General features: G+C 72.2%; 22 protein-coding genes and 2 tRNA genes. 8 read left to right on the plus strand and 16 right to left on the minus strand.

The window, feature by feature from the left end:
- Window positions 1–12: 12 nt before the first annotated feature.
- From HFV08_RS00755 to HFV08_RS00765, 3 genes are all read right to left on the minus strand, one after another.
- Entirely contained in the window at window positions 13–2,229 is a 2,217-nt protein-coding gene (locus tag HFV08_RS00755; protein ID WP_246341416.1) for a glycosyltransferase family 2 protein, read from the minus strand.
- Between the two features lie 327 nt (window positions 2,230–2,556).
- On the minus strand, window positions 2,557–3,345 hold the full coding sequence (locus HFV08_RS00760) for a FadR/GntR family transcriptional regulator (RefSeq protein ID WP_168534770.1): 789 nt from the start codon (window positions 3,343–3,345) through the stop codon (window positions 2,557–2,559).
- A 116-nt stretch (window positions 3,346–3,461) separates the two neighbouring features.
- A tRNA-Lys gene (locus HFV08_RS00765) sits at window positions 3,462–3,535 on the minus strand.
- 205 nt (window positions 3,536–3,740) lie between these two features.
- On the opposite strand from HFV08_RS00765, the gene HFV08_RS00770 reads away from it, so the two are divergent.
- A complete protein-coding gene (locus tag HFV08_RS00770; RefSeq protein WP_168534772.1) occupies window positions 3,741–5,273 on the plus strand; it encodes a peptidoglycan-binding protein in 1,533 nt (510 codons plus the stop codon).
- 1,225 nt (window positions 5,274–6,498) lie between these two features.
- Window positions 6,499–7,413, plus strand: coding sequence for an SPFH domain-containing protein (locus HFV08_RS00775; protein WP_168534774.1), 915 nt, complete (start codon window positions 6,499–6,501; stop codon window positions 7,411–7,413).
- A 273-nt stretch (window positions 7,414–7,686) separates the two neighbouring features.
- Here the strand turns inward: HFV08_RS00775 and HFV08_RS00780 are convergent, their stop codons facing one another.
- The 3 genes from HFV08_RS00780 to HFV08_RS00790 form a co-directional block, all read right to left on the minus strand.
- Window positions 7,687–8,553 carry a hypothetical protein gene (locus HFV08_RS00780; RefSeq protein WP_168534776.1) on the minus strand — a complete coding sequence of 289 codons (867 nt, stop codon included), beginning with the start codon at window positions 8,551–8,553 and terminating at the stop codon, window positions 7,687–7,689.
- Between the two features lie 491 nt (window positions 8,554–9,044).
- Window positions 9,045–10,211, minus strand: coding sequence for an outer membrane protein assembly factor BamB family protein (locus tag HFV08_RS00785; protein ID WP_168534778.1), 1,167 nt, complete (start codon window positions 10,209–10,211; stop codon window positions 9,045–9,047).
- A 248-nt stretch (window positions 10,212–10,459) separates the two neighbouring features.
- The gene (locus tag HFV08_RS00790; RefSeq protein ID WP_168534780.1) at window positions 10,460–11,029 is read right to left on the minus strand and encodes a dihydrofolate reductase family protein; all 570 of its coding nucleotides are present in this window, start codon (window positions 11,027–11,029) and stop codon (window positions 10,460–10,462) included.
- A 330-nt stretch (window positions 11,030–11,359) separates the two neighbouring features.
- Between HFV08_RS00790 and HFV08_RS00795 the strand changes: the two genes are divergently transcribed.
- Both HFV08_RS00795 and HFV08_RS00800 read left to right on the plus strand, forming a co-directional pair.
- Window positions 11,360–12,502, plus strand: coding sequence for a hypothetical protein (locus tag HFV08_RS00795; protein ID WP_246341417.1), 1,143 nt, complete (start codon window positions 11,360–11,362; stop codon window positions 12,500–12,502).
- A 209-nt stretch (window positions 12,503–12,711) separates the two neighbouring features.
- Window positions 12,712–13,428, plus strand: a complete 717-nt coding sequence (locus tag HFV08_RS00800; protein ID WP_168534784.1) for a nucleoside/nucleotide kinase family protein — start codon at window positions 12,712–12,714, stop codon at window positions 13,426–13,428.
- A gap of 133 nt (window positions 13,429–13,561) precedes the next feature.
- Here HFV08_RS00800 and HFV08_RS00805 read toward each other — a convergent pair.
- The 5 genes from HFV08_RS00805 to ehuB form a co-directional block, all read right to left on the minus strand.
- A tRNA-Lys gene (locus HFV08_RS00805) sits at window positions 13,562–13,635 on the minus strand.
- Window positions 13,636–13,797: 162 nt separating this feature from the next.
- The gene (gene ehuA, locus HFV08_RS00810) at window positions 13,798–14,613 is read right to left on the minus strand and encodes an ectoine/hydroxyectoine ABC transporter ATP-binding protein EhuA (protein WP_168534786.1); all 816 of its coding nucleotides are present in this window, start codon (window positions 14,611–14,613) and stop codon (window positions 13,798–13,800) included.
- Entirely contained in the window at window positions 14,603–15,250 is a 648-nt protein-coding gene (gene ehuD / locus HFV08_RS00815; RefSeq protein ID WP_168534788.1) for an ectoine/hydroxyectoine ABC transporter permease subunit EhuD, read from the minus strand. Before ehuD ends, ehuA begins: the two co-directional genes overlap by 11 nt.
- Window positions 15,247–15,984, minus strand: a complete 738-nt coding sequence (gene ehuC / locus HFV08_RS00820) for an ectoine/hydroxyectoine ABC transporter permease subunit EhuC (protein WP_040249035.1) — start codon at window positions 15,982–15,984, stop codon at window positions 15,247–15,249. The genes ehuD and ehuC overlap by 4 nt, the downstream gene beginning before the upstream one ends.
- Window positions 15,981–16,913, minus strand: a complete 933-nt coding sequence (gene ehuB, locus HFV08_RS00825; RefSeq protein ID WP_040249032.1) for an ectoine/hydroxyectoine ABC transporter substrate-binding protein EhuB — start codon at window positions 16,911–16,913, stop codon at window positions 15,981–15,983. The genes ehuC and ehuB overlap by 4 nt, the downstream gene beginning before the upstream one ends.
- A gap of 117 nt (window positions 16,914–17,030) precedes the next feature.
- Here ehuB and HFV08_RS00830 point away from each other — a divergent pair, with 117 nt between their 5' ends.
- Window positions 17,031–17,534 carry a DUF3830 family protein gene (locus HFV08_RS00830; RefSeq protein WP_040249030.1) on the plus strand — a complete coding sequence of 168 codons (504 nt, stop codon included), beginning with the start codon at window positions 17,031–17,033 and terminating at the stop codon, window positions 17,532–17,534.
- A 31-nt stretch (window positions 17,535–17,565) separates the two neighbouring features.
- Here HFV08_RS00830 and HFV08_RS00835 read toward each other — a convergent pair whose 3' ends face one another.
- Together HFV08_RS00835 and HFV08_RS00840 are read right to left on the minus strand one after the other, a co-directional pair.
- Complete coding sequence (locus HFV08_RS00835; RefSeq protein WP_168534790.1) at window positions 17,566–18,969, minus strand: amidase; 1,404 nt, start codon at window positions 18,967–18,969, stop codon at window positions 17,566–17,568.
- A 159-nt stretch (window positions 18,970–19,128) separates the two neighbouring features.
- Window positions 19,129–20,076: a D-2-hydroxyacid dehydrogenase gene (locus tag HFV08_RS00840; protein ID WP_168534792.1), complete on the minus strand. Its 948-nt coding sequence runs from the start codon at window positions 20,074–20,076 to the stop codon at window positions 19,129–19,131.
- A gap of 237 nt (window positions 20,077–20,313) precedes the next feature.
- On the opposite strand from HFV08_RS00840, the gene HFV08_RS00845 reads away from it, so the two are divergent.
- Both HFV08_RS00845 and HFV08_RS00850 read left to right on the plus strand, forming a co-directional pair.
- Complete coding sequence (locus tag HFV08_RS00845) at window positions 20,314–21,213, plus strand: maleate cis-trans isomerase family protein (RefSeq protein ID WP_168534794.1); 900 nt, start codon at window positions 20,314–20,316, stop codon at window positions 21,211–21,213.
- A 33-nt stretch (window positions 21,214–21,246) separates the two neighbouring features.
- Window positions 21,247–21,984, plus strand: a complete 738-nt coding sequence (locus tag HFV08_RS00850; protein WP_168534796.1) for a maleate cis-trans isomerase family protein — start codon at window positions 21,247–21,249, stop codon at window positions 21,982–21,984.
- 96 nt (window positions 21,985–22,080) lie between these two features.
- On the opposite strand, the gene HFV08_RS00855 is transcribed toward HFV08_RS00850, so the two are convergent.
- The 3 genes from HFV08_RS00855 to HFV08_RS00865 are packed head-to-tail and all read right to left on the minus strand — an operon-like array spanning window position 22,081 to window position 23,364.
- The gene (locus tag HFV08_RS00855; RefSeq protein WP_376770537.1) at window positions 22,081–22,269 is read right to left on the minus strand and encodes a DUF397 domain-containing protein; all 189 of its coding nucleotides are present in this window, start codon (window positions 22,267–22,269) and stop codon (window positions 22,081–22,083) included.
- 19 nt (window positions 22,270–22,288) lie between these two features.
- Complete coding sequence (locus HFV08_RS00860; RefSeq protein WP_168534798.1) at window positions 22,289–22,477, minus strand: DUF397 domain-containing protein; 189 nt, start codon at window positions 22,475–22,477, stop codon at window positions 22,289–22,291.
- Window positions 22,474–23,364 carry a helix-turn-helix domain-containing protein gene (locus tag HFV08_RS00865; protein WP_168534800.1) on the minus strand — a complete coding sequence of 297 codons (891 nt, stop codon included), beginning with the start codon at window positions 23,362–23,364 and terminating at the stop codon, window positions 22,474–22,476. The genes HFV08_RS00860 and HFV08_RS00865 overlap by 4 nt, the downstream gene beginning before the upstream one ends.
- A gap of 156 nt (window positions 23,365–23,520) precedes the next feature.
- On the opposite strand from HFV08_RS00865, the gene HFV08_RS00870 reads away from it, so the two are divergent.
- A complete protein-coding gene (locus HFV08_RS00870) occupies window positions 23,521–24,000 on the plus strand; it encodes an ATP-binding protein (RefSeq protein WP_168534802.1) in 480 nt (159 codons plus the stop codon).
- Window positions 24,001–24,204 lie beyond the last annotated feature (204 nt).

A 24,204-nucleotide genomic window follows, 5' to 3' on the forward strand; every position in this document is an offset into this window, starting at 1 on the left:
AGGCGTGGCGGCTCATTCGGGGTGCCGCGGCAGGCGCATGGTCTGGTCGGCCCCGTCCTGCGCCGGGAACTCCCGGGTACGGGACTCCTGGCGCGGCACCCGCGGCGGATAGCCGTAGCCGGGCCGGTCACCGGCGCCGCGGGCCCGGGCGGCGGGCGCCGCGTCCCGGAAGAGGGCGTCGTACTCGGCGGGCAGCGGGCGCTCGGGCGTCTCGGCGGGCCCCGCTCCCCTGGCCGCGTAGGCGGGCGCGTGCCGCTGCGGGCGCTGCTCGTGCGGCGGTGCCGACGGGCCGTCGTCCTCCGGGATGTGGCCGGCCTCCCGGGGCGGCTGCCGGTCGGCGGCGCCCGGGCCGGGGCGCCCGGGCTCCGGTGCGGCGGGCGCGGGCCGGGGCGGCGGGGGAGTGCCGGAGCGGCGGCTGTGCGCGCCGCGCCGGGTGCGCCCGCGGCGCTCCTTCCGCAGCGCCGAGCGCCAGGCGAAGATCGGCGCCGCGGTGATCAGCAGCGCGAAGGTGGCCCAGGTGAGCATCGCCGGGTGGGAGTGCCCGAAGAAGAAGGAGGCCACCATCGAGGAGGCGAAGACGAGAATGAAGAACAGATGGATGCGGAAGGTGCCGAACAGCGTGTCCGGGCTCGCCGAATCGCCCTTCGGGGTCACCACGAACTTGCTCTTGCGGCGCAGCACCGCGTCCATCAGGGAACGCGCGTAAATCGGGGCGGACAGCGCGGACATCACCATTCCGGCGACACCGCCGCTGCCCTCCGGCTCGTGCGGCGAGACGTTGTGGCGGCGGTTCCACACGTACAGCCCGATCTGCAGGGCCGAGGCGTTTCCGTAGAGCATCAGCCAGATCGAGGGGTCGATGTTCACACCGGAGGCGCCGAGGCCGAGGAAGAGAGCGCAACTCAGGCCCGCGAGAATCCAGTTGAGCGCGGACATCGGGTAGAAGATGACCATCATCGTGTAGTTGAAGAAGCGGCCCGGCGGCAGCGTGAAGGGCGCCTTCCAGAACTGCTTCAGAATGGTCTCGTAGGTCCCCCGCGACCAGCGCAGCTGCTGGGTGAAGAAGTCGGTCCAGGCGTTCGGGCCCTCGCCGACCGCGAGCACATCGGGGGTGTACACGGACTTCCATTTGCGGCCGGTCGCCGGGTTCTTGTGACGGTGCATCTCGAAGCCCGTCGCCATGTCCTCGGTGATGGAGTCGTACAGCCCGCCGATCTGCTTCAGGGCCGATATGCGTACGGCGTTGGAGGTGCCGACGAACATCGGTGAGCCGTAGCGGTTGCCGGCCCGCTGGATCAGCGCGTGGAAGAGGAACTGCTGCGATTCGGCGGCCTTGGTGACAAAGGTGTCGTAATTGCCGTACACCTGCGGGCCGATGACGAATCCGACATCCGGGTCGCGGAAGAAGCCGAGCATCCGCTCCAGGTAGTTCGGCAGCGGTACGTGGTCGGTGTCGACCGAGGCGAAGTAGTCGTAGTCCCCGCCGTGCGCCTGGAGCCAGGCGTTGTAGTTGCCGTGCTTGGTCCTGGCGCGGTGCGGGCCCTTGGCCTGGTTCCACTCGGCGACGCCCTTGCGGGTGAAGTGGTGCACGCCCAGGCGGCGGCAGACCTCTTTCACCGCGGGATCGTCGCCCTCGTCCAGCAGCCAGACATGCATCAGGCCGCGGTGGCGGATCCGCACCGCGGCCTCCAGCGTCTTCGTCACCATCTCCAGCGGCTCCTTGCCGGGCACGAAGGAGGTGAGGAAGGCGACCCGGGTCCCCGACTCGGGGACCACGGGTATGGGGTCCCGGGCGACGAGGGTGGCGTGCGCGTTGGAGAGGACGTTCATGCAGCGGAAGAACTCGATCAGGCCGATCGAGACGAGCATGACGATGTCGAGCGCGGGCAGGAAGTCGTAGGCCGGGTAGTCGCGTTCGGTCCAGTGGGTGGGCTGGAGCAGCCAGCCGAGCAGGATCAGCGAGAGCAGCGGAGCCGCGCCGAGCATGAGCGCGGCGCGGATTTTGTGCGGTTCCTGTGAGAGGAGCGAGCGGTACCGCACCGTATACGGCTTGTTCGGGTCAGGCTGGTGCAGAGGGCCCGCGAGGCGGCTGTAGTGCTCGTAGTCGTAGCGCGGGAGTTCCTTCTTCAGACGCCGAAGACCCGCCGTGCGCAGGCCGGGAAGCCTCAGCTGCGTCGTCTGCGCGGGGTCATCGGACACGGGTCGGCCGCCGTCCGGCGTCGACGTCATCAGTCATCCCCCCGCGCGCAGGATTGCGCAGTCGTTGTTCTCGAGTGTCCGTTCCGGTCCCCCTGGCCGCGCCGGTACCGCACGGCCACCCGTCACCTTAGACAGCGGACGGCTTCCGTACGGTTGCATCAAGCCCCTCGCGGTCGGCGGACCCGGGTCTTTCGTCCGGATCGGGAGCCTGATCGGGAACCGCACGCGGAACGCGCGGCTCCGGGGCCATGATCCCCGGACAGGTTTCTACGCCCACCCGCTTGATCGCAAGAGCGGAACCAGCTGTTTACCGGGCGGGCTCGCCGCTCACCGCCCGGCCTGCCGCCGCCCGGTGGCTCAGACCTCGCGGGCCGCGAGGGAGCTGCCGCCGACCGCCACCGGATCGCGGGGCGACTCGCGGCTGCGCACGTCCTCGCCTTCCGCGCCCCCTGCCACCGGCTGCCCGGACCGGGGCGGGCCGAGCCGGGTCCGCAGATGGCCGAAGTGGTCCCGGAGGGCGCGCTCCGCCCGCAGCACGTCCCCCGAGCGCACCGCGTCGAGGATGTCCCGGTGCCGTCGGCAGGTGGTGCGCGGGTCCTGCGGTACGTCGACCAGGTCGCGCTGCACCCGGTGGAAGGCGTCCCAGAAGGCTTCGAGCAGCTCGCTGAGCAGGGGGTTGCGCAGCCCGCGGTAGAGGGCGGCGTGGAAGTCCCGGTCGGTCTGGGCGAGTTCGAGCTCCGCGCCCGCCTCGGCCATCGCGTCCATCCGGTCGACCAGGGCCTCCAGCTCGGCGAGGTCCTCCTCCGGCAGCCGGCAGGCGTGCTGGGCGACCAGCCCGGTCTCCACCGCCTCCCGCAGTTCGAGGAGCTGGCGCAGGCTGTCCTCGCCCCGGTAGTGCCCGGCGACGGTGCGGAAGGCGAGGCCCTCGATCATCGGCGCCATCGACATCTGGCCGACATAGGTGCCGAAGCCGTGCCGTATGTCGACCAGGCCCATGGCCTGAAGCGCCTTGAGCGCCTCGCGGACCGAGTTGCGGCTCACCCCGAGCAGCTTCATCAGCTCGGGCTCGGTGGGCAGCGGGGCCCCCGAGGGCAGCCGCTGGTCGATGATGAGCTTCTTGATCCGCTCCTGGATGTCGCGCGCCATGGGCCAAAGGTATCCGCACCGTGTTCGAAGGGAACCCCTGAAGCCCGTACGCGACCCTTCACCGGGCCGCTACGCGAACAGGCCCCCCGTCTGCACGGAGGGCCTGCTGCTGTCGGTGCGCCGCCAGGGACTCGAACCCCGGACCCGCTGATTAAGAGTCAGCTGCTCTAACCAACTGAGCTAGCGGCGCCTGCTGACGCGAGAACTCTACCCGAACTCCCGGGGTGCTCCCGACCAGTTTTCGACGGCCCCCTTTATCACGGATGTTCCGGAGAACCCCGCATTCCCCCTTCTGGTCCAGCAATATGCAGCTTTTCCGAGTAGTGGGGGAAGGGTGCCCGCACAGGCCCGCTCCCCGCCCCCGCCACCCGCCTCCTGAATGTGAGGGAAATCGCATGCCGGTCCCCGCCCCGGTGCCCTTCCGGCCCCCCGTCTTCGAGGAGTACGAGCCCGCCGACGGCGACTGCCGGTGCCCGGGGTGCGGGTACGCGGGGGCCGGTGAGCAGGGGTCCGGCTCGGGCCCGGGTGCTTCCTGGTGGGGCCCATCCGGCGACGTCTTCTCCCGGTGGGGCGCCTCCGGGCGAGGCGGCTTCCGGCAGGGCGGCGGCCCGCGCGGTGCTCGCCGCGCGCTGGTGGCCGTCGCGGCGGCGGGCAGCGTCCTCGGTACGGCCGCCGGGGCGGGGGCCCTCCCGGCGCGCACCGCCTCGGCACCCGGGGCGCCCCGTGCCGACGCGGAGCCCGGCACCCCGCAGGGCGGCCGGAGCGGGCTGCACGGCACCGCCTACGGGACGGTGCCCGCGGCCACCACCCGGGCCGCGATCATCGACCGGGCCAAGAAGTGGGTGACCGCCGAAGTCCCGTACAGCATGGGCGAGTTCCACCGCGACGGTTACCGCCAGGACTGCTCCGGCTTCGTCTCGATGGTCTGGCAGCTCGGCACCAACGTGGGGACCGGCGGCCTCGCCCGCTACGGCACCCGGATCGCCCGCGAGGATCTGGAGCCCGGCGACATCCTGCTCTTCCACAACCCCGCCGACCCCGGGAAGGGCTCGCACGTCACCGTCTTCGGCGGCTGGAGCGACCCCTCGCACCGCTCCTACCTCGCCTACGAGCAGACCCGCCCGCACACCCTGGCCCGCAAGACCCCGTACCCGTACTGGTCGCACGCCGAGGACTACGTCCCCTACCGGTACCGGGGGCTCACCCCGCACGGCGGCACCTCGGGCGCGGACGCGGTCACGGTCTTCCCGGGCCTGAAGATCTTCGCGCCGGGCGTACGGCACGCCGGTATCACCCGGCTCGGCGAACTCCTCGCGGCCCGCGGCGGCCGCCAGTTCTACCCCGAAGGCCCCGGGCCGCGCTGGACCGAGGCCGACCGCCGCGCGGTGGCGGCCTTCCAGCGCGCCCAGGGCTGGCGGGGCACCGAGGCGAACGGCATCCCGGGTCCGGCGACCTGGGACTACCTGATGCATGGGAAGGGACGGGACATCGTGGGTGTGGGTGTGGGTGTGGGTGCTGCCGGAGTGGGCGCTGTCGACAAGGGCGCGGGTGCGGATCCGGAGGTGGGGGCGGGGGCCCGGGAGGGTGCTCGGGCTCGCGTCGGCGGGGTGGAGCGGCCGAGGGGAGGGGGAACGGGCGGGACCGCCGGGCGTACGGCACCCGGACCGGACGCGGCGGAGAAGCGGGCGGCCCCGGACTTCCCCGGGCGGGCGGCCTTCCGGCCCGGGAAGTCGAGCATCCACATCGCCCGGCTGAGCCGCCAACTGGTCAAGCGGGGCTACGGCAGGTTCTACCCCTCCGGTCCCGGCTCGCGCTGGACCGAGAGCGACCGGTGCGCGGTGGAGGCCTTCCAGCGTGCCCAGGGCTGGCGGGGCTCACGCGCGGACGGCGTTCCGGGCCCGGAAACCTGGCAGCGACTGTTCTCCTGACCGGCCGCTCGGGGGACTCGGCGGTTTGTCGTACGGGGACTGGGGGTCGGGCGGGGTTCTGATGCAGGGGGGTGGACGGCGATCGTTTGCGAAGGCGGAGGCAGCCATGAGGACTACGGACACGACCGGGACCCCCGAGACGCCGCACACCGGCAGCCCGGAACCGGTGGACGCGGACACGATGCTCCCCGCCGAGGAGCCGGGAGCGGCAGAGCACGCGCGGACGGCGGAGACAGCGGGGCCGACGACGGCTCGGACGAAGAGGACGGCTGAGGCGACGGCGGCAACGGGGAGTGCGGCAACGGGGACGGCGAAGTCGAGGGGTTCGGTCCCAGGTGAGGGGAAGGAGCCGGGGCCGGCGGTCGGGGAGGCGAGGTCCGCGGAGCTGGGGTCCATGGCTCCGCGGTCCAAGGATCGGCAGTCTCCGGGTCGACGGTCCCGGGATCCCCGGTCCTTCGATTCGCAGCCCTTGGATCTCCACTCCCGGGACTCCCGCTCGAAGTCATTGCGCTCAACGGACTCCCGCGCTACGGATTCCCGTTCCATGGATTCCCGCTCAGCGGACTTGCGCTCCCGAGGCCCCCGAGACCCCCAGCTCCTCCCCCTGGACCCCGCGCTGCCCCTGAGTTCCACCCGCACCGACCCGTTCACCGCTGACCCGGCCGCCACCCCGGCGCCCGGCCACGACCTCCCCGGCTCGGCGCTGGCACGGGCCACGGAGACCCTGCCGCGGTACGACCTCTCACGCCCGGCACCGGCCGTCTCCGAGCCCGCGCACGAGACCTCGGGCAAGGCCCTGGGCACGCGGCCCGCCCCCGACAGCCGAACCGCTCCTGACAGCCGGACGGCTCCTGGCAGTCGTACGGCTCCCGACAGTCGTACGGCACCTGACAGTCGTACGGCGTCCGACACCTGGCCCCCCGCCTCCGCCACCCCGACCGCCCCGCCCCGAGGCCGCCACCGCCGACGCGACCCCGGCCAGCCCCTGGACTGGCAGGCCTCGGATCACCAGTCCCAGGATGGCCACACCCCGGATCGCCCATCCCCGGATCGCCCATCCCCGGATCGGCAGTCCCTGGATCGGCAGTCCCTGGATCGCCGGTCCCCGGATCGGCGGTCCTCGGATCACCAGTCCGCGGACGAGCCGAGCCGGACTCCGGATGACCGCGACCGCCAGGCGCTCTCCTTCCTGGAGCCGAAGGCGCGGCGGACACCGCGGACGGACATGGTGCCCGCGGAGCACCCCGCGCCCGTACTGCCCGCCGCGGTCGGACTGACCGCCGGGGTGCTCGGGCTCGCCGGGAGTGTCTACGCGCTGGCCTGGTCGGGGCTGCTGCCGCGGGCGGCCGGGCTGTCGGCGCTGTCGGCGGGCGGGCTCGGTCCGGTGCAGGGCCTGGTGCTCGTCGTCTCCCTGCTGTTCGCGCTGTTCGGCCTCGCCGGTCTGGCCCGCGGCCGGGTGGGCCGGGCCTGGGTGCTGACCCTGTGCGGCCGGTACCGGGGCACCGTCCGGCACACCGGCCTGATGTGGGTCAGCCCGCTGATGCACCGCCGCCGGGCCGACGTACGGCTGCGGCACTGGCGCAGCGAGCCGATGCCGGCGGTGGACGCCCAGGGCCTCGCGGTCCAGGTGAGCGTGCTGGTCGTCTGGCGGATCAAGGACACCGCGCGGGCGCTGCTCTCGGTGGACGGGCACGAGGCCTATCTGCGCGAGTGCGTGGAGGCGGTCGTGGCGCGGGTGTTCCCGCAGATGCCCGCCGACACCGGGCGCAACGCCCCCGGCCGGTACCTCAGCGGACCCAGCCTCCGGGACGCCGAGGCGGTCGGCGAGGAGCTGACCCGGCTGGTGGCCGACGAGGGGCGCCCGATCGGCCTGGAGGTCTTCTCCGTCCAGGCGGTCTCCCTCGACTACGCGCCCGAGGTGGCGGCGGCGGTACGCAGGCACCGCGCGGCGGCCTGGGACGCCCAGCACCGGGACGCGCTGGTCGGCTCGGTGCTCGACTCGGTGGAGGACACCGTCAACCGCCTCACCAGCCGCGGCCTGGTCGAACTGGACGACTACGAACGCAAGGCGCTCGTACGGGACTTGACCGTGGCCTTCTGCTCGGCACGGGTCGCGGACGGCTCCGCGGCCGAGGACTGACCGCAGGACCGGGACGGACCGGATCAGACCCGGAACGGACCGGATCAGACCCGGAACGGACCGGATCAGACCCGGAACGGACCGGGACTGAGCAGGCGGCCAGAGCTGACCGCAGGACCGGAACCGAGCAGCGGCCCGGAGCTGAGCGGCGGCCGGGAACCGAGCGGCGGCCCGGAGCCCAGCGGCGGCCCGGAGTTGAGCAGAGAGCCGGAGCCCAGCGGCGGATCGGCAGAGGACCGGCGGCGGACCGGCACGGGACGGGCGGTCGGCGGCCTACAGCAGGTCGGTCGCCCCGCACCCCCGCTGGCTCAGCTCGCCGATGCAGCCCCATCCCGTCGCCGTGACCCACTCGAAGTACTGGGTGGGGCGCGCCGGGATGGCCTCGGCGGTGAAGGTGCCGGTGCCGCTCGGGATGCGCTGCCGGTGGGCGCCGGTGGTGTCGGTGTACGAGGCGACGATGTGCCAGGCGCAGGTGTGGGTGGACGCCTCGGACTGGATGCGGAAGGCCATGTTGGACTGGCCGTTGCCCAGCTCGACGACGTTCTGGCGGAAGTACAACTGCCCCTGCGAGGCGCCCTCGTCGAGGGCGTACGGTCCCCTGGGCCTGACCTCCTTCCCGCCGGTCAGGTCCCAGAGCAGGCCCTGCCGGGGCTCGGATCCCGCGGAGGGGATGTGGACGACGGTCCGCGCCCCGGGTGCGCGGCACTCGTCCTTGACGGCCGTCATGCGGTTGACGGTGAGTCCGGCTCCGCGGTCGCTGTTGAGGTTGAGCTCGAAGGTCCGGAACTGGCCGCGGGTGTGCTCGCCGTCCCTGAACTCCATGGGCCCCGAGGGGTGTTCGAGGATGCGGCCGCCCAGGGGCTTCAGGAACGCCCACACCCGCTCCGGCTCGCCGCGCAGCGCGGTGAGCCCGGCCTGTTCGCGGGCGGTGAGCTTCCGGTCGAGCAGCACCGTGATGACCTCGGGCATCTCCTGCTCGTAGTCGTGGGGCGTGACGGTGGCGACGAAGGCGGGCTGCTCGCGGTCGACCGACCTCTCCGCCTGCTTGTCCGAGCGGGCCCGCTCCCTGGCCGTCGAGCGGTCCAGGACGAAGGCGGCGTAGTAGGCGAAGACCAGGCCCGCCACGACCACCACCGCCACCAGGGCCCCGTACACCGCGCGTTGCCGTGGCGGCAGCCCGCGAAAGCCCGGCAGCCGGTCGTCGGCCCAGGCACTCCAGCCGCTCGGGCGCGACGGTAAGGGGCCCGACGAGGCCTCAGGCCGCGCGGCGGAGGCGGAGGCGGGGACGGGGCCGGAGCCGGGGGCGCCGCCCGGTGCAGGACCGGTCCGATCGGTCTGGCCGGTCTGGGCAGTCTGGTCAGTCTGGTCGCCCCGGCTGGTCTGCGCGGTCCGCCCGGCCTGCTCGGCCTGCTCGGTCCGCTCGTCCTGACCGGCCCCGTCTGCCTGACCGGCCCCGTCTGCCTGACCGGCCCCGTCTGCCTGACCGGCCCCGTCTGGCTGCCCGGCCCCGTCCGGCACGTCCGGGCCGGAGGACGAGGGTGGGGGAGAGGGCGGAGTGGGCGGATTCGTGGCCATGGGATCTCCGGGAAGGTGTACGGAACGGTGGTGGTCGGAGGCGGTGCCGGGACCCGTCAGTGGCGTCCCGGCGGTGACCAGCCGGGCGCGGGGCCGGTCGGCGAGGGCGCGGCCGGGCCCTTTCCGGTGGCGGCGTCGAGGGCGTAGAGGCTGCCGTCGTTGCTGCCGATGTACACCACCCCGTCCACGACGGCCGGGGCGCAGTCGATCTCCCCGCCCGTGGTGTAGGCCCACTTCTTCTTCCCGGTGGCGGCGTCCAGGGCGTACAGGCGCTTGTCGCGGCTGCCGAGGTAGACCACCCCGCCGGCCACGGTGGCGGCGGCGCCGAGCCCGCCCTCGGCGGTGAAGGTCCACCTCCTCCGGCCGGTCACCGCGTCCAGGCGGTGCAGGGACCGCTCGCTGCCGCAGTACACGGCGCCCTCGGCCACCCAGGGCTTCGCGGTGATCCAGCCGCCGGAGTCGAAGGCCCATCTCTTCTCACCGGTGGCCGCGTCGAGGGCGTAGAGGCGCTGGTCGCGGGCGCCGACGTAGACGGTCCCCCCGGCCACGGCCGGCGAGGCGACGAAGTCGTGGGCGGTGGTGAAGGCCCACTTCCTCCTGCCGGTGGCGGCGTCCAGCGCATAGACCTTGCCGTCGTTGCTGCCGATATGGACGACCCCCTCGGCCACTGCGGGGGAGGCGGAGACCCACTTGTCCGTGGCGTACACCCACTTCTTCGCCCCGGTGGCCGCGTCCAGGGCGTAGACGCCGCTGTCCCAGCTGCCGACGTACAGCACCCCGTCGACCACCGCGGGCGAGGAGTGGACCCAACTCTTCGTGCGGAACGCCCACTTCTGCTCGCCGGTGGCGGCGTCCAGCGCGTAGACGTTCTTGTCGTCGCTGCCGATGTACACGAGTCCCCCGACCACGCTCGGCGAGGAGACGGCCCGGTCGGCGAGGGGGAACGCCCACTTCTGCCGGCCGGTGGCGGCGTCCAGGGCGAGGACCTTCTTGTCGCTGCCGAGGTAGACCATCCCCTCGGCCACCGCGGGGGAGGACTCGAGCCAGCCCCCGATGGCGTGACGCCAGGGACGCCGCGGTCCGGGCGCGGGGGAGCCGCCCTTGTCGCCGCTCGGCCTGCCCCGGTCGCCGCCGCCGTCCGCCGCGGAGCCGCCGTCGGAGCAACCGGTTGCGGCGGCGCCGACACCCCACGCGGCCACCGCGCCGAGGCCGAGCCGCAGCACCCTCCGGCGGCCGGGTCGCCGCTGCCGCCCTTCTGACAACCGTCCAGCCATCCCGAACCCCCGTTCCGGACACCGCGGCAGGCCCCAACAGGCTTGCACACGGATGCAGTTGGTCCCGCAACACTCGTGAAGACCCTCCCATACGGGGACCACGCTGAGGCAAGGCGGCGCGACGGTCGGTGACGGCGGGGCGTGCCCGATACGGTCCTCTCGGCCTCAGGGCTTCCGGATCCGGTACCGCAGAAGGATCACCGATCCACCCGGTACCGCAGATGGGTCACCGATCCCGTGATCGCCGCCCCCTCCTGGGTCAGTCCGGCGCGCTCACCGGCGAAGAGCGGGGTGCCGCCGCCGAGGAGCACGGGGACGAGGTGGAGGTGCACCTCGTCGAGCAGGCCCGCCCTGAGCAGCGCGCGGGCGGTCTCGGCGCCCAGTACCCGGACGTCCTTGCCGCCCGCGGCCTCCCTGGCGCGCCGGGTGGCGGCCTCCAGGCCCTCGAAGGCGAAGGTCCCGCCGTTGCCGCCGACCAGATCCTCCCTGGTCCGGTGGGTGACCACGAAGCTCGGTACGCCGGGCCACGGGGTGCCGCCCCAGGGGCGCAGACCGAGGTCGAAGGTGCGCCGTCCGATGAGGGCGGCCCCGGTCCGCGCGTCCAGCTCCCGTGCGACGGCGAGGTCGGCCTCACCCCCGGGCCCCTCCCCGGCGTGCCACTCGTGGAGCCCTTCGCCGCCGTCCCCCATGGGCTCCTCGTCCCGGACATCCGGCCCGGCCGTGAACCCGTCCAGGGACACGGACACATCCAGCACCACCTTGCCCATCGCGGGCCTCCTCGCCTCCACCGACCACACCGGCAATGCCGACCGTGCCGACCACGCCGACAACATCACCGGCACCGGCACGGGCACCGACACCGTCACCGCCACAACCGATCACATTCGGGAACGTACGCCTCCCGGGCCCGGCCCGCAGCGCGGCCCGCGAGGCGTCGCGAAGGGCCCGTACCCGGCACGGGCGCGGCGCGCGCACGGCGCATACACGAGACGTCCGCCGAGTCCCCGGACCATACTGGGGGCCGTCCCCTGCCTCCCAGCAGACCTCCGAAGACCCCCAGTAGCCCCCGGAAGACCATGCCGAAGACAAGGACCTCCTTGACCCCAGTCCCCGCCACGACCTGGCTCGGCCAGGGGCGCCATCCCGGTGCCGAGCCCGAAGTGGACGTCCGCCGCAATCTCATCGCGCTGAAGTCCGCGGGGGTGATCGACGACTTCCTCGACCTCGACCCCGCCGAGGCCGCCCGGCCCGTGATCGGCGGCCCCCACGAGGAGCCGGTGACCGCGCCCGGCGCCCTCGCCCGGCGGCTCTTCGAGGCCCGGTGGCGGGTGGACGGGGACGTCGTCGTACGCGCCCGCCTGACCACATATGAACCGGGGGGACGCCGCGACGACCAGGCGGTCTCCTGGGTGCTCGTCGCCGAGGCGGACCGGGCCTGGCGGCTGGACTGGCCCTCGCCCGCGACGATGTTCTGGCCGGACAGCGAGCGCGTGCCCTGGGACCGGGAACCGGTCGCGGGCCTCAGGCTGCGCGCCACCAACCCGCTGCCCGCCGACGACAAGGAGATCCGCACCCTGCTCAAGGAGTGCGCGCGCCAGAGCTGGTACATCCACCTCGTGGTGCACGAGGCGATGACCCCCGACGCGCACGGGCAGCGCCCGCTGACCGCCTTCCTGCCGCCGAGCCTGCGCCACCGGGTGGTCGAGCACCGCGCCTCCCCGGAGCAGTTCCAGATCGTCAACTACGCGGTGAAGGACCTGCGCGTGGTGGTGCCCAGGGGCGGCGCGGTGGTGCTGCCGACCTCGCCGCCGGGCCCGGAGTACGACACCGAGCGCTTCGGCGTACGCAGTGTCTTCCTGGACGGTTCGCAGCCGACCGAACTCCTCGCGAAGATCATCGAGTTCGCGGGGCTGCCGCGGGAGCTGTCCCCGGAGGCGGAGCAGGCCGTCACCAGCAGGCGCCGCACCTGGCACCTGCTGACCATGGAGGAGGAGCTGGCGCACGCGCGGGCCCTGGTCGCCCACTACGCGGAGGCGCTCGACGCGATGACGAAGTCCCGGGACCTCTACCGCGAGGCCGCCGAACTGGCCCGGGCCGCGATGGCCGAGTCCGGGGACTCCCGGGGCGCCACCGCACCGGGCCCGGCTCCCGGCACCCGTCCCGAGGGCTCCGCCACGGGCCGCATCACCAAGGCCTTCGCCCGCATCAAGGACCCGGGCAAGCGCCGCCCCAACGAGTGACCCGGCCGGTGGGCGACAACTGATCCAGCCGGTCGCCGACGACTGCTCTGGCCGGGCGCCACCGACTGCTCTGGCCAGGCGCCACCGACTGACCGGGCCGGGCGCCACCGACTGCTCTGGCCGGGCGCCACCGACTGACCCGGCCGGGCGCCGCCCCCGGCGGTTGTCCCCGCCCGCCCCCGCCCCCGGCTCCATTAGGCTCGCCCGCCATGGACCACACCCCCGGCCCCGAGGCACCCGGCGCCACGGACGGCGTCCCCGCTCCCGGCACTCTCGACCAGCTGGCCGCCGAGGCCTGGCGGCTGACCGAGGGCCGCCCCCGTGCCGTACTGGGGCTGGCGGGTCCGCCCGGCGCCGGGAAGTCCACCCTGGCCCGCGCGCTTGCCGCCGCGGTCGAGCAGGTCAGGGGGCCCGGCACCGCCGCGTATCTCCCGCTCGACGGCTTCCATCTGTCGAACGCGCAGCTGCGCCGCCTCGGCCTGAGCGACCGCAAGGGCTCCGAGCCGAGCTTCGACGTCCACGGGTACGCGGCGCTCCTCGCGCGGGTGTGCGCCGCGGCGGCGGAGCCGAGCCCGTACGGCGTCTACGTACCGGACTTCGACCGGACCCTGGACGAGCCGGTCGCGGCCCGGCACCTGGTCCCGCCGACCGCCCGGCTGGTGGTCACCGAGGGGAACTACCTCGCCTGCGACCTGCCGGGCTGGCGCGAGGCCCGCGCCCTGATGGCCGGGTGCTGGTACGTGGCGGCGCCGAGCGCGGTGCGCCGGGCCCGCCTCCTGGACCGGCACGTCCACCACGGCCGCACCCCGGGCGCCGCCCGCGCCTGGGTGGCCGCCAACGACGACCCGAACGCCGAGCTGGTCGAGGCCTCCCGGGCGCGTGCGGACCGCGTCCTCACCCCGCCGCCGCTGCCCGCGGACTCCTGAACCGCCGCCGAGCCGCCCCGTACTGCCGCATCGCGCGAGCCCGCCCTCGTACCGCCGCGCCGCGCGAGCCCGCTCCCGTGCCGCCGCGCCGGGAACGACGAAGGCCCCCCGCTCTCGCGAGGGGCCTTCACTGTGCGCCGCCAGGGACTCGAACCCCGGACCCGCTGATTAAGAGTCAGCTGCTCTAACCAACTGAGCTAGCGGCGCGTGACCGGACAATCGTACCTGGTCCCCGGGGGTGCTCCGGACCGGGCGAGGGCCCCGGCGGGCGTGCTGCCCGCCGGGGCCCTCGCACCGGCTGTGCGCCTCGGCCCACCGGTTCCCGTGCGCCTCGGCCCACCGGTTCCCCGTGCGCCGCGGCTCACCGGTTCACAGCACCGCGCTCAGGAACTCCCGGGTGCGCTCGTGCTCCGGCTCGTTGAACATCTTCTCCGCCGTGCCGGACTCGATGACCCGGCCGGAGTCGAACATCAGGACCTGGTCCGAGATGTCCCGGGCGAAGCCCATCTCGTGGGTGACGCAGAGCATCGTGATGTCGGTGGTGTGCGCGATGTCGCGCAGGACGTCGAGGACGCCCGCCACCAGCTCCGGGTCGAGGGCCGAGGTGACCTCGTCGAGCAGCAGCACCTGCGGGCGCATGGCGAGCGCGCGGGCGATGGCCACCCGCTGCTGCTGGCCGCCGGAGAGCTGCGTCGGGTAGGCGTCGGTCTTGTCGCCGAGGCCCACCATGTCGAGCAGCTCGCGGGCCCGCTCCTCGGCCTCGTCCTTGGGCAGGCCCAGGACGCTGACCGGCGCCTCGGTGATGTTGCGCAGCGCGCTCATGTTCGGGAAGAGGTTGAACTGCTGGAAGACCATCCCGATGTTCTTGCGGACCTCGCGGATGTGCTTCTCGCCGGCCTTGACCAGCTTGCCGTTCCGCTCCTCGTGGGTGAGGTACTTCCCGCCGACCCTGATCGTGCCCTCCTCGGGCTTGAGCAGGGTCATCAGGAGTCTGAGGATCGTGGTCTTGCCCGATCCGGACGGGCCTATCAGGGTGACGTGCTTGCCGGAGTTCACCGAGAAGTCCAGCTCGTCCAGGACGACATTGCTGCCGAAGCGCTTGGTGACCTTGTCGAAGCGGATCAGCTCCTTGCCGTCGACCGCGGGGTTCGACTGGTCCTTGGTGAGGTTCTGGTCAGCGGACAAGACGACGCTCCAGGGCTCGGAGGAGAAGAGAAGCCGGGTAGGCGATGACGATGAAGGCGACACCCACGACGGTGAGGGCCTCGGTGGTGAAGGTCGTGTCGCTGAACGCCCGGCCCTCGCCCAGCATGTCCAGCGCGCCGATGGCGGAGATCATCGGGGAGTCCTTCAGCATCGCGACCACGTAGTTGCCGAGTGCGGGGATCACCCGGCGGATGGCCTGCGGCAGGATCACCGCGGTCCAGGTCCGGCGCTTGGACAGGCTCAGCGCGGTGGCGGCCTCCCACTGCCCGACCGGTACGCCCTCGATGCCCGCCCGGTAGACCTCGGCGGTGTACGTCGAGTAGTGCAGGCCGAGGCCGATGATGCCGGTGGTCAGCGGGGACATGGTCGGCCCCCACTCGGGGACCACGTAGAACAGGAAGAAGAGCTGGACGAGCAGCGGGGTGTTCCGGATGAACTCGGTGACCGCCGCCACCGGCCAGGTGATCCACTTCTGGTCCGAGCGCAGGGCGATGGCCCAGACGAGGCCCAGGGAGAAGGCGATCAGGGTGCCCCAGCCCAGGGCCTGGAGGGTGACCAGCACCCCGTCCCAGAACTTGGGCATGAAGTCGTCGACGACCTGCCAGTCCCAGTTCACTTGGCACCTCCCGTACCCGTGACGGCGTCGGTCGCCGACTTGCTGCGCAGGCCGCTGAGGAAGCCGGTCTTCTCCGGGGGCGTCTTGCCCATCCGCCGGTTGGCCTGCCGTTCCAGGAGCCGCATGCCCCGGGTGAGCAGGAAGGCGAAGACGAAGTAGATGACCAGGAGCAGCGTGTAGATCGGCGCGCTGTCGCCCTTCGCGAGACGCAGCAGATTGCCCGCGAAGGTCATGTCCGCCACCGCGATGGTGGAGACGAGGGCGGTGCCCTTGAGCAGTTCGATCAGCAGGTTGTTGAAGGGCGGGATCATCTCCGGCCAGGCCTGCGGCAGTTCGATCTTGCGCAGCCGCTGGGCCTTGGTGAAGTTCAGGGCGATGCCCGCCTCGCGCTGGGCCGGTGCGACCGCGGCGAGCGCGCCGCGCACGATCTCGGAGCCGTACGCCCCGTAGGTGAGCCCGAGGGCGAGCACGCCCGCGGCCATCGGCACGAACTGGATGCCGAGCAGCGAGGGCACCGCGTAGGCCATCCAGAACATCATGACCAGGGCGGAGGTGCCGCGGAAGATCTCGAAGTACGTGCCGGAGGCGAACCGGACGATCCACAGCGGCGAGGTGCGCAGGGTGCCGATCAGGAAGGAGACGGCGAGCGCCAGAGCGGCGCTGTAGACGGTGACCTGGACGGTGATCCAGATGCCCGGCAGAAACCATTCGGTGAAGAACTTCTCCGACATCATGAGGCGGCTCCCTCGGCGGGAGGACAGAGGTCCTTGACCGTGAGGTCGGTCATCTCCTCCTCGGTGAAGCCGAAGGGCTTCACGAGCCGGAGCAGTTCGCCGCTCTTCTTCATCTTGTGGAGCTCCCGGTTGAAGGCGTCCCGGAAGTTCTTCTCGGAGAGCCGGAAGGCGAAGCCGCCCGCGCCGTAGGCGGGCTTCCCGTCGACCTCGGGCTGGAAGGCCTCGCTGGCCTCGACCCGGGGGCTGCCCTTGACCACGTCCTTGACGGTGACGTTGGTGCCCGCGAAGGCGTCGACCCGGCCCTGGGCGACCGCGTCGCGGCCCGCCACCTGGTCGGGGAGGATCAGGATGTCCTTGACGCCCGCGGCCTTCGCGTAGTCGACCTCGGCGTAGGCGGTGCCGCTGGCCAGCTTGAGGCCCCGCTTGGCGATGTCCTCGTAGCTCTTGATGCCCTTGGGGTTGCCCTTGCGGACGATGAAGGCGTCGAGCATCAGATAGTCGGGGTCCGAGAAGAGGACCTGCTCGCAGCGGACCGGGTTGATGTACATGCCCGCCGAGACGACGTCGAACTGCTGGACCTTGAGGCCGGGTATCAGCGAGCCGAACTGCGTCGGTATCGCGCGTACGTCGGGTATCCCGAGCCGCTTGAAGATGACCTTCGCGATCGCGGGCGCCTCCCCGGTCGCCTCGCCGTCCGCATCGATGTAGCCGAAGGGCTTCTCACCGGCGACGCCGATCTTGACCGTGCCCGAATCGCGGAGCTTGTCGAGCAGGCTGCCGCCCTCGACCGTCCCCTCGTCGGGTACGCGGCTGCAGCCGGCGGCGCCCAGCGCGGCCACCGAGCCGAGCGCTGCCGCCCCCGCGAACAGCGACCGGCGGCGCATGCCACCCGGTTCCCGTTGGTGTTGTCTTTCCGAAGTCGGAGCCATGGGCGCGCGGCTACCCCAATGCATGCGGAGTATGCGGTTCACTTTCGGCCCCTTCTGTGGGCCCTGCCTCCCGAGCCCCCTTGACCCCAGGAGCACCCATGGTTCATGACTTGGTCCATGACTGAGCGATTCATCGAGGTCTCCCTTCCCAAGCGCGGTGTCCACTGCACTGCGAAGCTTCTCGACGACCGCGCGCCCCTGACCTGTCAGGCGGTGTGGGACGCACTCCCGCTGGGAGGGGACGTCTATCACGCGAAGTATGCCCGCAATGAGATCTATGCGCTCTTCGAGCCTTTCGCGGCCCAGGAGCCCCCGATGGAGAACCCCACGGTCACGCCCATCCCCGGGGATCTCTGCTACTTCTCCTTCAACGGCACCCAGCTGGGAAGTCAGGCCTACGGCTACGCCTCGGCGGGCGCCGAGGTGAAGGCGGGGGCCACCCTGGTGGACCTGGCGCTGTTCTACGAGCGGAACAACCTGCTCCTCAACGGCGACCTCGGCTGGATCCCGGGCATCGTCTGGGGCAGCGTCGTCGAGGGCCTGGACCGGATGGCCGACGCCTGCCAGGACCTGTGGCGCGCGGGCGCCCTCGGCGAGTCCCTGACCTTCAAGCGGGCCTGAGCCCCGGCCTCCGAGCGCGCCCGGGCCCCGCTCAGAGGGCCGTGCTCTCCGGCACCCCCGCCGCCCCGGCCGCGTACAGCGCGTGCGCGGCCCGCAGCACCAGGGCGTCCTCGTGCCGCGCCGCCACCAGCTGCAGCCCGATCGGCAGCCCGGCCGCGTCCAGGCCGACGGGCACGCTGGCGGCCGGCTGCTGGGTGAGGTTGAAGGGGTACGTGAAGGGGGTCCAGCCCGTCCACCGGGTGAGGCCCGAGCCGGGCGGCACCTCCACGCCGCCCTCGAAGGCGGTCAGCGGCAGCGTCGGGGTCACCAGGAGGTCCCAGTCGCGGTGGAAGGCGCCCATCCGGCGGCCGAGATCCATCCGTACGTCCACCGCCGCCAGGTAGTCCAGCGCGCTGTGCCGGGCGCCCTCCTCGCAGATCTCCCGCAGCCCGGGGTCGAGCAGGGCGCGCTGCTCCTCGCTCAGGCCCTGGGTGACCCGGGCGGCGCCGCTGAACCACAGGGTGTGGAAGGCGGCCACCGGGTCCGCGAAGCCGGGGTCCCGCTCCTCGACGTGCGCCCCGAGGTCCTCCAGGCGCTCCACGGCCCGCCGCACCGCCGCGGCCACCTCGGGCTGCACCTCGACCTGCCCGCCGAAGTCGGGGGAGAAGGCGATCCGCAGGCCCGACAGCCCGCCGTCCAGCTGCTGGGTGAACTCGCCCTGGGACGGGGCGAGTTGGGACCAGTCGCGGGGGTCGGGGCCGCTGATCACATCCATCATCAGAGCCGCGTCGGCGGCGTCCCGGGTCATCGGGCCGACATGCGCGAGGGTGCCGAAGGCGCTCGCCGGGTACAGCGGCACCCGCCCGTAGGTCGGCTTCAGCGCGAAGATCCCGCTGAAGGCCGCCGGGATCCGCACCGAGCCGCCGCCGTCGGTGCCCAGCGAGAGCGGCCCGCAGCCGAGCGCCACCGCCGCCGCGCTGCCGCCGCTGGAGCCGCCCGCGGTCCGCGCGGGGTCGTACGGATTGCCGGTGACCCCCGAGAGCGGCGAGTCGGTGACCCCCTTCCAGCCGTACTCCGGGGTGGTCGTCTTCCCCGCGAAGACCGCCCCGTGCTCGCGCAGCCGGGCCACCGAGGGGGCGTCCTCGGGGAACTCGCCGGTGGTCGGCGCGGTACGGGAGCCGCGCAGGGTGGGCGCCCCCCGCAGCAGCAGGATGTCCTTCACGGTGACCGGCACCCCGTCGACCAGGCCCGCGGGCTCCCCGCGCCGCCACCGGTCCTCGGAGGCGCGCGCCTGCTCCAGCGCCTCCTCGCCGTGCACCCGCACGAAGGCGTTGACCGCGTGCTCGGTCTCCTCGATCCGCGCCAGCACCGCCCGCACCACCTCGACGGGACTGAACTCGCCGCCGCGGTACCCCGCCACCAGCTCGGTCGCCGTCAGCCGGCTGAGGTCGCTCATCGCACTCCTCGGTTCACGCTCGCCTCCCGGCCCGGCGGCCGCCGGACCGGTCCCTCGCCCGTACGCGCTCCGCCGCCCGCGGGGCCCGTACGGAAGCTCTCGCACGGCCCGGACGGCACCTCTCGCGCGGCCGTAGGGTTCCGGGCCCCGCGGGCGGGCTCAGTGCCCGGGAACGTACCCGCGCTCCTTGTCGACGACATTGCGCAGCGGTTGCCCGGCGGTCCACCGCTCGAACTGCGCGACGAACTGCTCGCCCAGATCGTCCCGCCAGCCGACGGTGTCGCCGCTCATGTGCGGCGAGACGATCAGCCCCGGGGCCTCCCACAGCGAGCTCCCGGCGGGCAGCGGCTCCCGCTCGAAGACGTCCAGGGCGGCACCCGCGAGACGGCGTTCGGCCAGCGCCTCGGCGAGATCGGACTCCACGACGAGCTGTCCCCGGCCGACGTTGACGAAGCACGCCGAGGGCGGCATCAGCGCGAAGCGCCGCCGGTCGAACATGCCGCGGGTGTCCTCGGTCAGCGGCGCCACGCACACCACCCAGTCGGCACGCGTCAGCAGCGCGTCCAGGTCCTCCGGACCGTGCACCTCGCCGCGCGCGGTCCGGCCGACCAGCGCCGTGGTGATCCCGAGCGCCTCCAGGGTGCGCACGATGGCCCGGCCGATGGGACCCGAACCCACCACACAGGCGCGAGTTCCGGCCACCCGCCGGCTTTCCCGATGGCGCCATTGGTGCGCCCTCTGGAGTTCCAGGGTGCGCGGAAGATCTTTCGCCATCGACAAAACGAGCGCGGCGACATATTCCGCGATGGGCTGGTCGAAGATCCCGCGCGCGTTGGTCACCACCGTGTCGGAGGCGGCCAGCTCCGGGGACATCAGATGATCTACGCCCGCGCTCGCGGTGTGCACCCAGCGTGGCCGCGGACCCTCGCCCGGCCAGGCCTCGCGCACCGCGTGCGAGAGGAAGTCCCAGACCAGCAGGACATCCGCCTCAGGCAGCTGACCTGCGAGGGAGTCCTCGTCGGCGTGGAGGATCCGTGCCTTTCCGGTGAGTTTCCCGAGACGGGGCTGCGGCTCCGCGTCGAGCACGAGAAGGGTCGGTTCTGTCATGGCGGGGAAACCGTTTCGCAATGCGTGTCCGCTTCTCTGGGAGGCGTATCGGATCATGCCGATCGGGCGGCTGAGAACTGCGGATTGACCACGCTGGCACCGGAACCTACCTTCGTCAACACGGACCCTTTTTGCGATCCGCATCGCCCCGTCCCGACGTCCCGGCATGTGCCGGTCATTCCCTAATTCCGGCCACCGCTGGCCGGCCCTCCGCACGCCCGAGAAGAGGGGCCTGCTATGGACGTCTCCTATCTCTCCTATCTCGGTGGGCCCCACCCGCAACGCGGTGTGGGAGTGGTCGCCCCCTTCGATTTCGCGCTCGACCGTGAGCTGTGGCGCTGGGTACCCGACGAGGTGTCGCTGCACGTCACACGGACCCCCTATGTGCCGGTGGAGGTCAGCCTCGACCTCGCCCGGCTGGTGAGTGAGCACGAGACCCTCGGCGAGGCGGTGCGCGCACTCGGCACCCCCGGGCCCGAGGTACTCGCCTACGCCTGCACCTCGGGCAGCTTCGTCGGCGGCAGAGCCGGCGAGCTGGCCATGTGCGAGGCGATGACCAGGGCCGGCGAGGTCCCCTCGCTGACCACCTCCGGCGCCCTCCTGGAAGCCCTCGACGAACTCGGCGCCCGCCGCATCGCGCTCGTCACCCCCTACACGATGTCGGTGACCCACTCCCTGGAGGACTATCTCGCCGAGGGCGGCGTCACCGTCCTCGGGCGGGCCTTCATGGGCCTGACCCGGCACATCTGGAAGGTCCCCTACCGCGACGTGGTGGACATGGCGAGGCATGCTGTAAGTGGGTTCGCCGACGAGGTCGACGCACTGTTCATCAGCTGTACGAACCTGCCGACGTACGACGTGATCCCGCAGCTGGAGGCGGAGCTCAGGATGCCCGTCATCTCGGCCAACCAGGTCACGATGTGGGCAGCACTGCGCAGGCTGGGTACGCGTGCGGTGGGGCCGTACCAGGCGCTGCTCGACCCGAGCGCGCGCCCGGGCGCGGCACCGCTGGAGACACCGCCGCTGGACACGCCGCCCGCGGCGGGGGGACAGGTCCCCCTGCAGGACTCCCTGCCGGAGGCCCTGCGGGAGTCGCTGCAGGACTCGCTGCAGGAGGGACAGCCACCATGGCCCTAGCCGGGCGGCCAGAGCGAAGGAGCTGAACTGCACGTGACCGCGATCGGAATCCTCTACCCCGGCCACTCCGCCGAGGACGACTATCCCCGTATCGAGCAGTTGCTCGGCAGTGACATCAGGCTGCCCCTGGTGCACACCGACATCGGCGAGGACGCCCACCGGGTCGACGCGCTGCTCGAAATGGGCTCCGCGGACCGGCTCGCCGCGGGCGTGGAGGAGCTGCGCCTCGCGGGCGCCGAGGCGGTGGTCTGGGCCTGCACCAGCGGCAGCTTCGTCTACGGCTGGGACGGCGCCCACGAGCAGGTGCGCAAGCTGGCCCTCTCGGCCGGGCTGCCCGCCTCCAGCACCTCCTTCGCCTTCGCCCACGCGGTACGCGAACTGGGGGTGAAGCGGGTCGCGGTCGCCGCCACCTACCCCGAGGACGTCGCAGGACTCTTCTCCGACTTCCTCAAGGCGGCCGGCGCCGACGTCCTCTCGGTACGCGGCAGCGGCATCATCACCGCCGCCGAGGTCGGCACCTGGCAGTGGCCGGAGGTCCTGGAGATGGCCCGCGCGGGCGACCACCCCGACGCCGAGGCGGTCCTCCTCCCGGACACCGCCCTGCACACCGCCGCCTACGTCCGCGACCTGGAGACCGAACTCGGCAAGCCCGTCCTCACCGCCAACCAGGTCACCACCTGGGAAGCCCTCCGCCTCGCCGACCGCCGCGTCAACGCCCCTGAACTGGGGCGCCTGTTCACCCGCGAACCGGTGGTCCAGATGCCGGGCTGAGCCCATCTGCTCGGCAACACAACCGCGCGTCGATACGACTACGGGCCGCTCCGGGAGTTCGGGGCGGCCCGTGGTCGTGTTCGCTTGCGTACGGGATCAGTCGGCGGCTGCGTGCTCGATGAACCGGGCCCAGGCGTGAGGGCTCACCGAGAAGGGCGGGCGCTCGGTGTCCTTGGAATCCCGTACGTGGACGGAGAGTTGGGCGACGGCGACTTCGACGCAGTTGTCGCCTTCCGTTCCGCTGTAGCTGGACTTGAACCAGTGGAGGCGGGTCATGGGGTGCATGGCGCTCCTCGCGTGAGTGTCAGCTGGTGGCCGTGTGCTCGACGAACTGGGCCCAGGCCTGCGGCGCGACCGAGAAGGCCGGGCGGGTGGTGTCCTTGGAGTCACGGATGTGGATGGCCTCACGGGCGATGGCGACCTCAATGCAGTTGTCGCCCTGGGTGCCGCTGTAGCTGGACTTGAACCACGAAAGTTCACTGCTGCTGCTCATAGCGCTCTCCTGATCTCCCTCAGCAGGCTCATGGAAGCGTCGTGGTTGAGAGCCTGTGTGCGGAGTGTCGCATACCGCTGATGCAGGATCGCGACCTCCCTCACCTCGGAGATCAGCCGTCCGTTGTTCTGTCCTTCGGAGTACGCGAGCCGCTTGCCGTCCGGCAGTTCGAGCAGGGCGAGCGGGCCGTCCAGCCCGGCGTGCTCGACACTGGCGGTCGGCATGATCTGCACGGTGACATTGCGGAGTTCACCGAGGGAGAGGATGAGTCCGAGCTGCTCGTGCGTCACCTCAGGACCGCCGAGCTGACGGCGCACGATGAACTCCTCCATCACGAAGCTGAAGGAGACGTTGGTGTGCTCGTGGATCAGTCGCTGTCGCCCCAGCCGGGATCGCACCTGTGCCTCCAACTGCTGGTCCGACAGCGGCGGAATGCTGTTGCCGAAGGCGACGCGCGAGTATCCGCTCGACTGCAACAGCCCCGGGACCAGCCTGCATTCGTACGTACTGAGGTAGAGCGCCCTCTTCTCCAGCCGCGCCCAACGCTGGAACCAGGCGGCAAGTCCCGGTTCTCCTCGCGACAGCCGACGGAAGGCCATGCGCAGCGCGCCGGTGTTCCCTGTCGCATCCTCGGCCCGCTCGACGAAGTCCTCATCCGGCATGCGGCGCCCCAACTCCACCGATTCCACGGTGTGCTTGGAGAAGCGGACGAGGGTGGCGAACTCAGCCCGGCTCAGCCCGGCATGCTCCCGAAGGGCCTGGACGACCGCTCCGAAGGTCCGCAAGCTGTCCGAAGGCTGGGGCTCTCGCTCGTCCCGCCCCGCGGGCTGGCCCTGCCCCTCCCCTTCCTCGCGCTCGCCCTCTGTGGGCTCGGGGATCTCGGGCATGCGGCCACCTCCGGGTGCTTACGGTGAACTCCGGTCGACTCACCCAGAGTTACCCCGGACAGCGGCGTACCGTCCACCTTTTGTGTCCGTACGCTGACCCACCGTACGGGGTTCCTCCCTGGTGAACGCGCCCCCGCGCCCCCCACCGTGAACCCCATGGACTCCGTGACCTCCCAACTCCCCGTCACCGTACGCATGTTCCATCAGCTCTTCCCGGCGACCCGGCTCGGGGTACGCAGGGCCCGGCTGCTGGCGGACGGTCAGCTCGCCCACTGGGGGCTTGCCCAGGACACCGCCGAGCGCGCCCGCCAGATCATCGCCGAACTCGCCGCCAACGCCGTCCAGCACGGCCGCCTCCCCGGCCGCGACTTCCGCCTCGCCCTCGGCTACGCGGCCCCTGCACCGGGGGCACGCTCCACCGCCCTGCCCGGCGAACTCCGCATCGAGGTGACCGACGCCCGCGGCGAACGCCACCCCGACTTCCCGTCCTCCACCCCCACCCCGGACGCCGAATCCGGCCGCGGCCTCCTCCTGGTGGCCACCTTCGCCGACCGCTGGGGAGTCGAGGCATACCCACCGAGCGGAAAAACGGTGTGGGCGGAGGTGGACGTCCAGCCGGCCCCCGGCGACTTCTGACGGACCGCCCGCGAAAAGCCCCTCTGCCACGCCACCGAAAACCCCCACTCCAAGCAGCTCCCACCCCAGACCCCCGACCTCCGTACATTTCGCGCTCAAGTCCGCCCTGGAGCACGCCTCAGGCGAGGAGTTCGCCGTACTCAAGGAACTGTTGGACCACACCCGCACCGGCGCCACCGCCGGCGTTCACGCCCCGTCCGACTC

The organism is Streptomyces physcomitrii (genome assembly GCF_012273655.1).
Lineage (GTDB): Bacteria > Actinomycetota > Actinomycetes > Streptomycetales > Streptomycetaceae > Streptomyces > Streptomyces physcomitrii.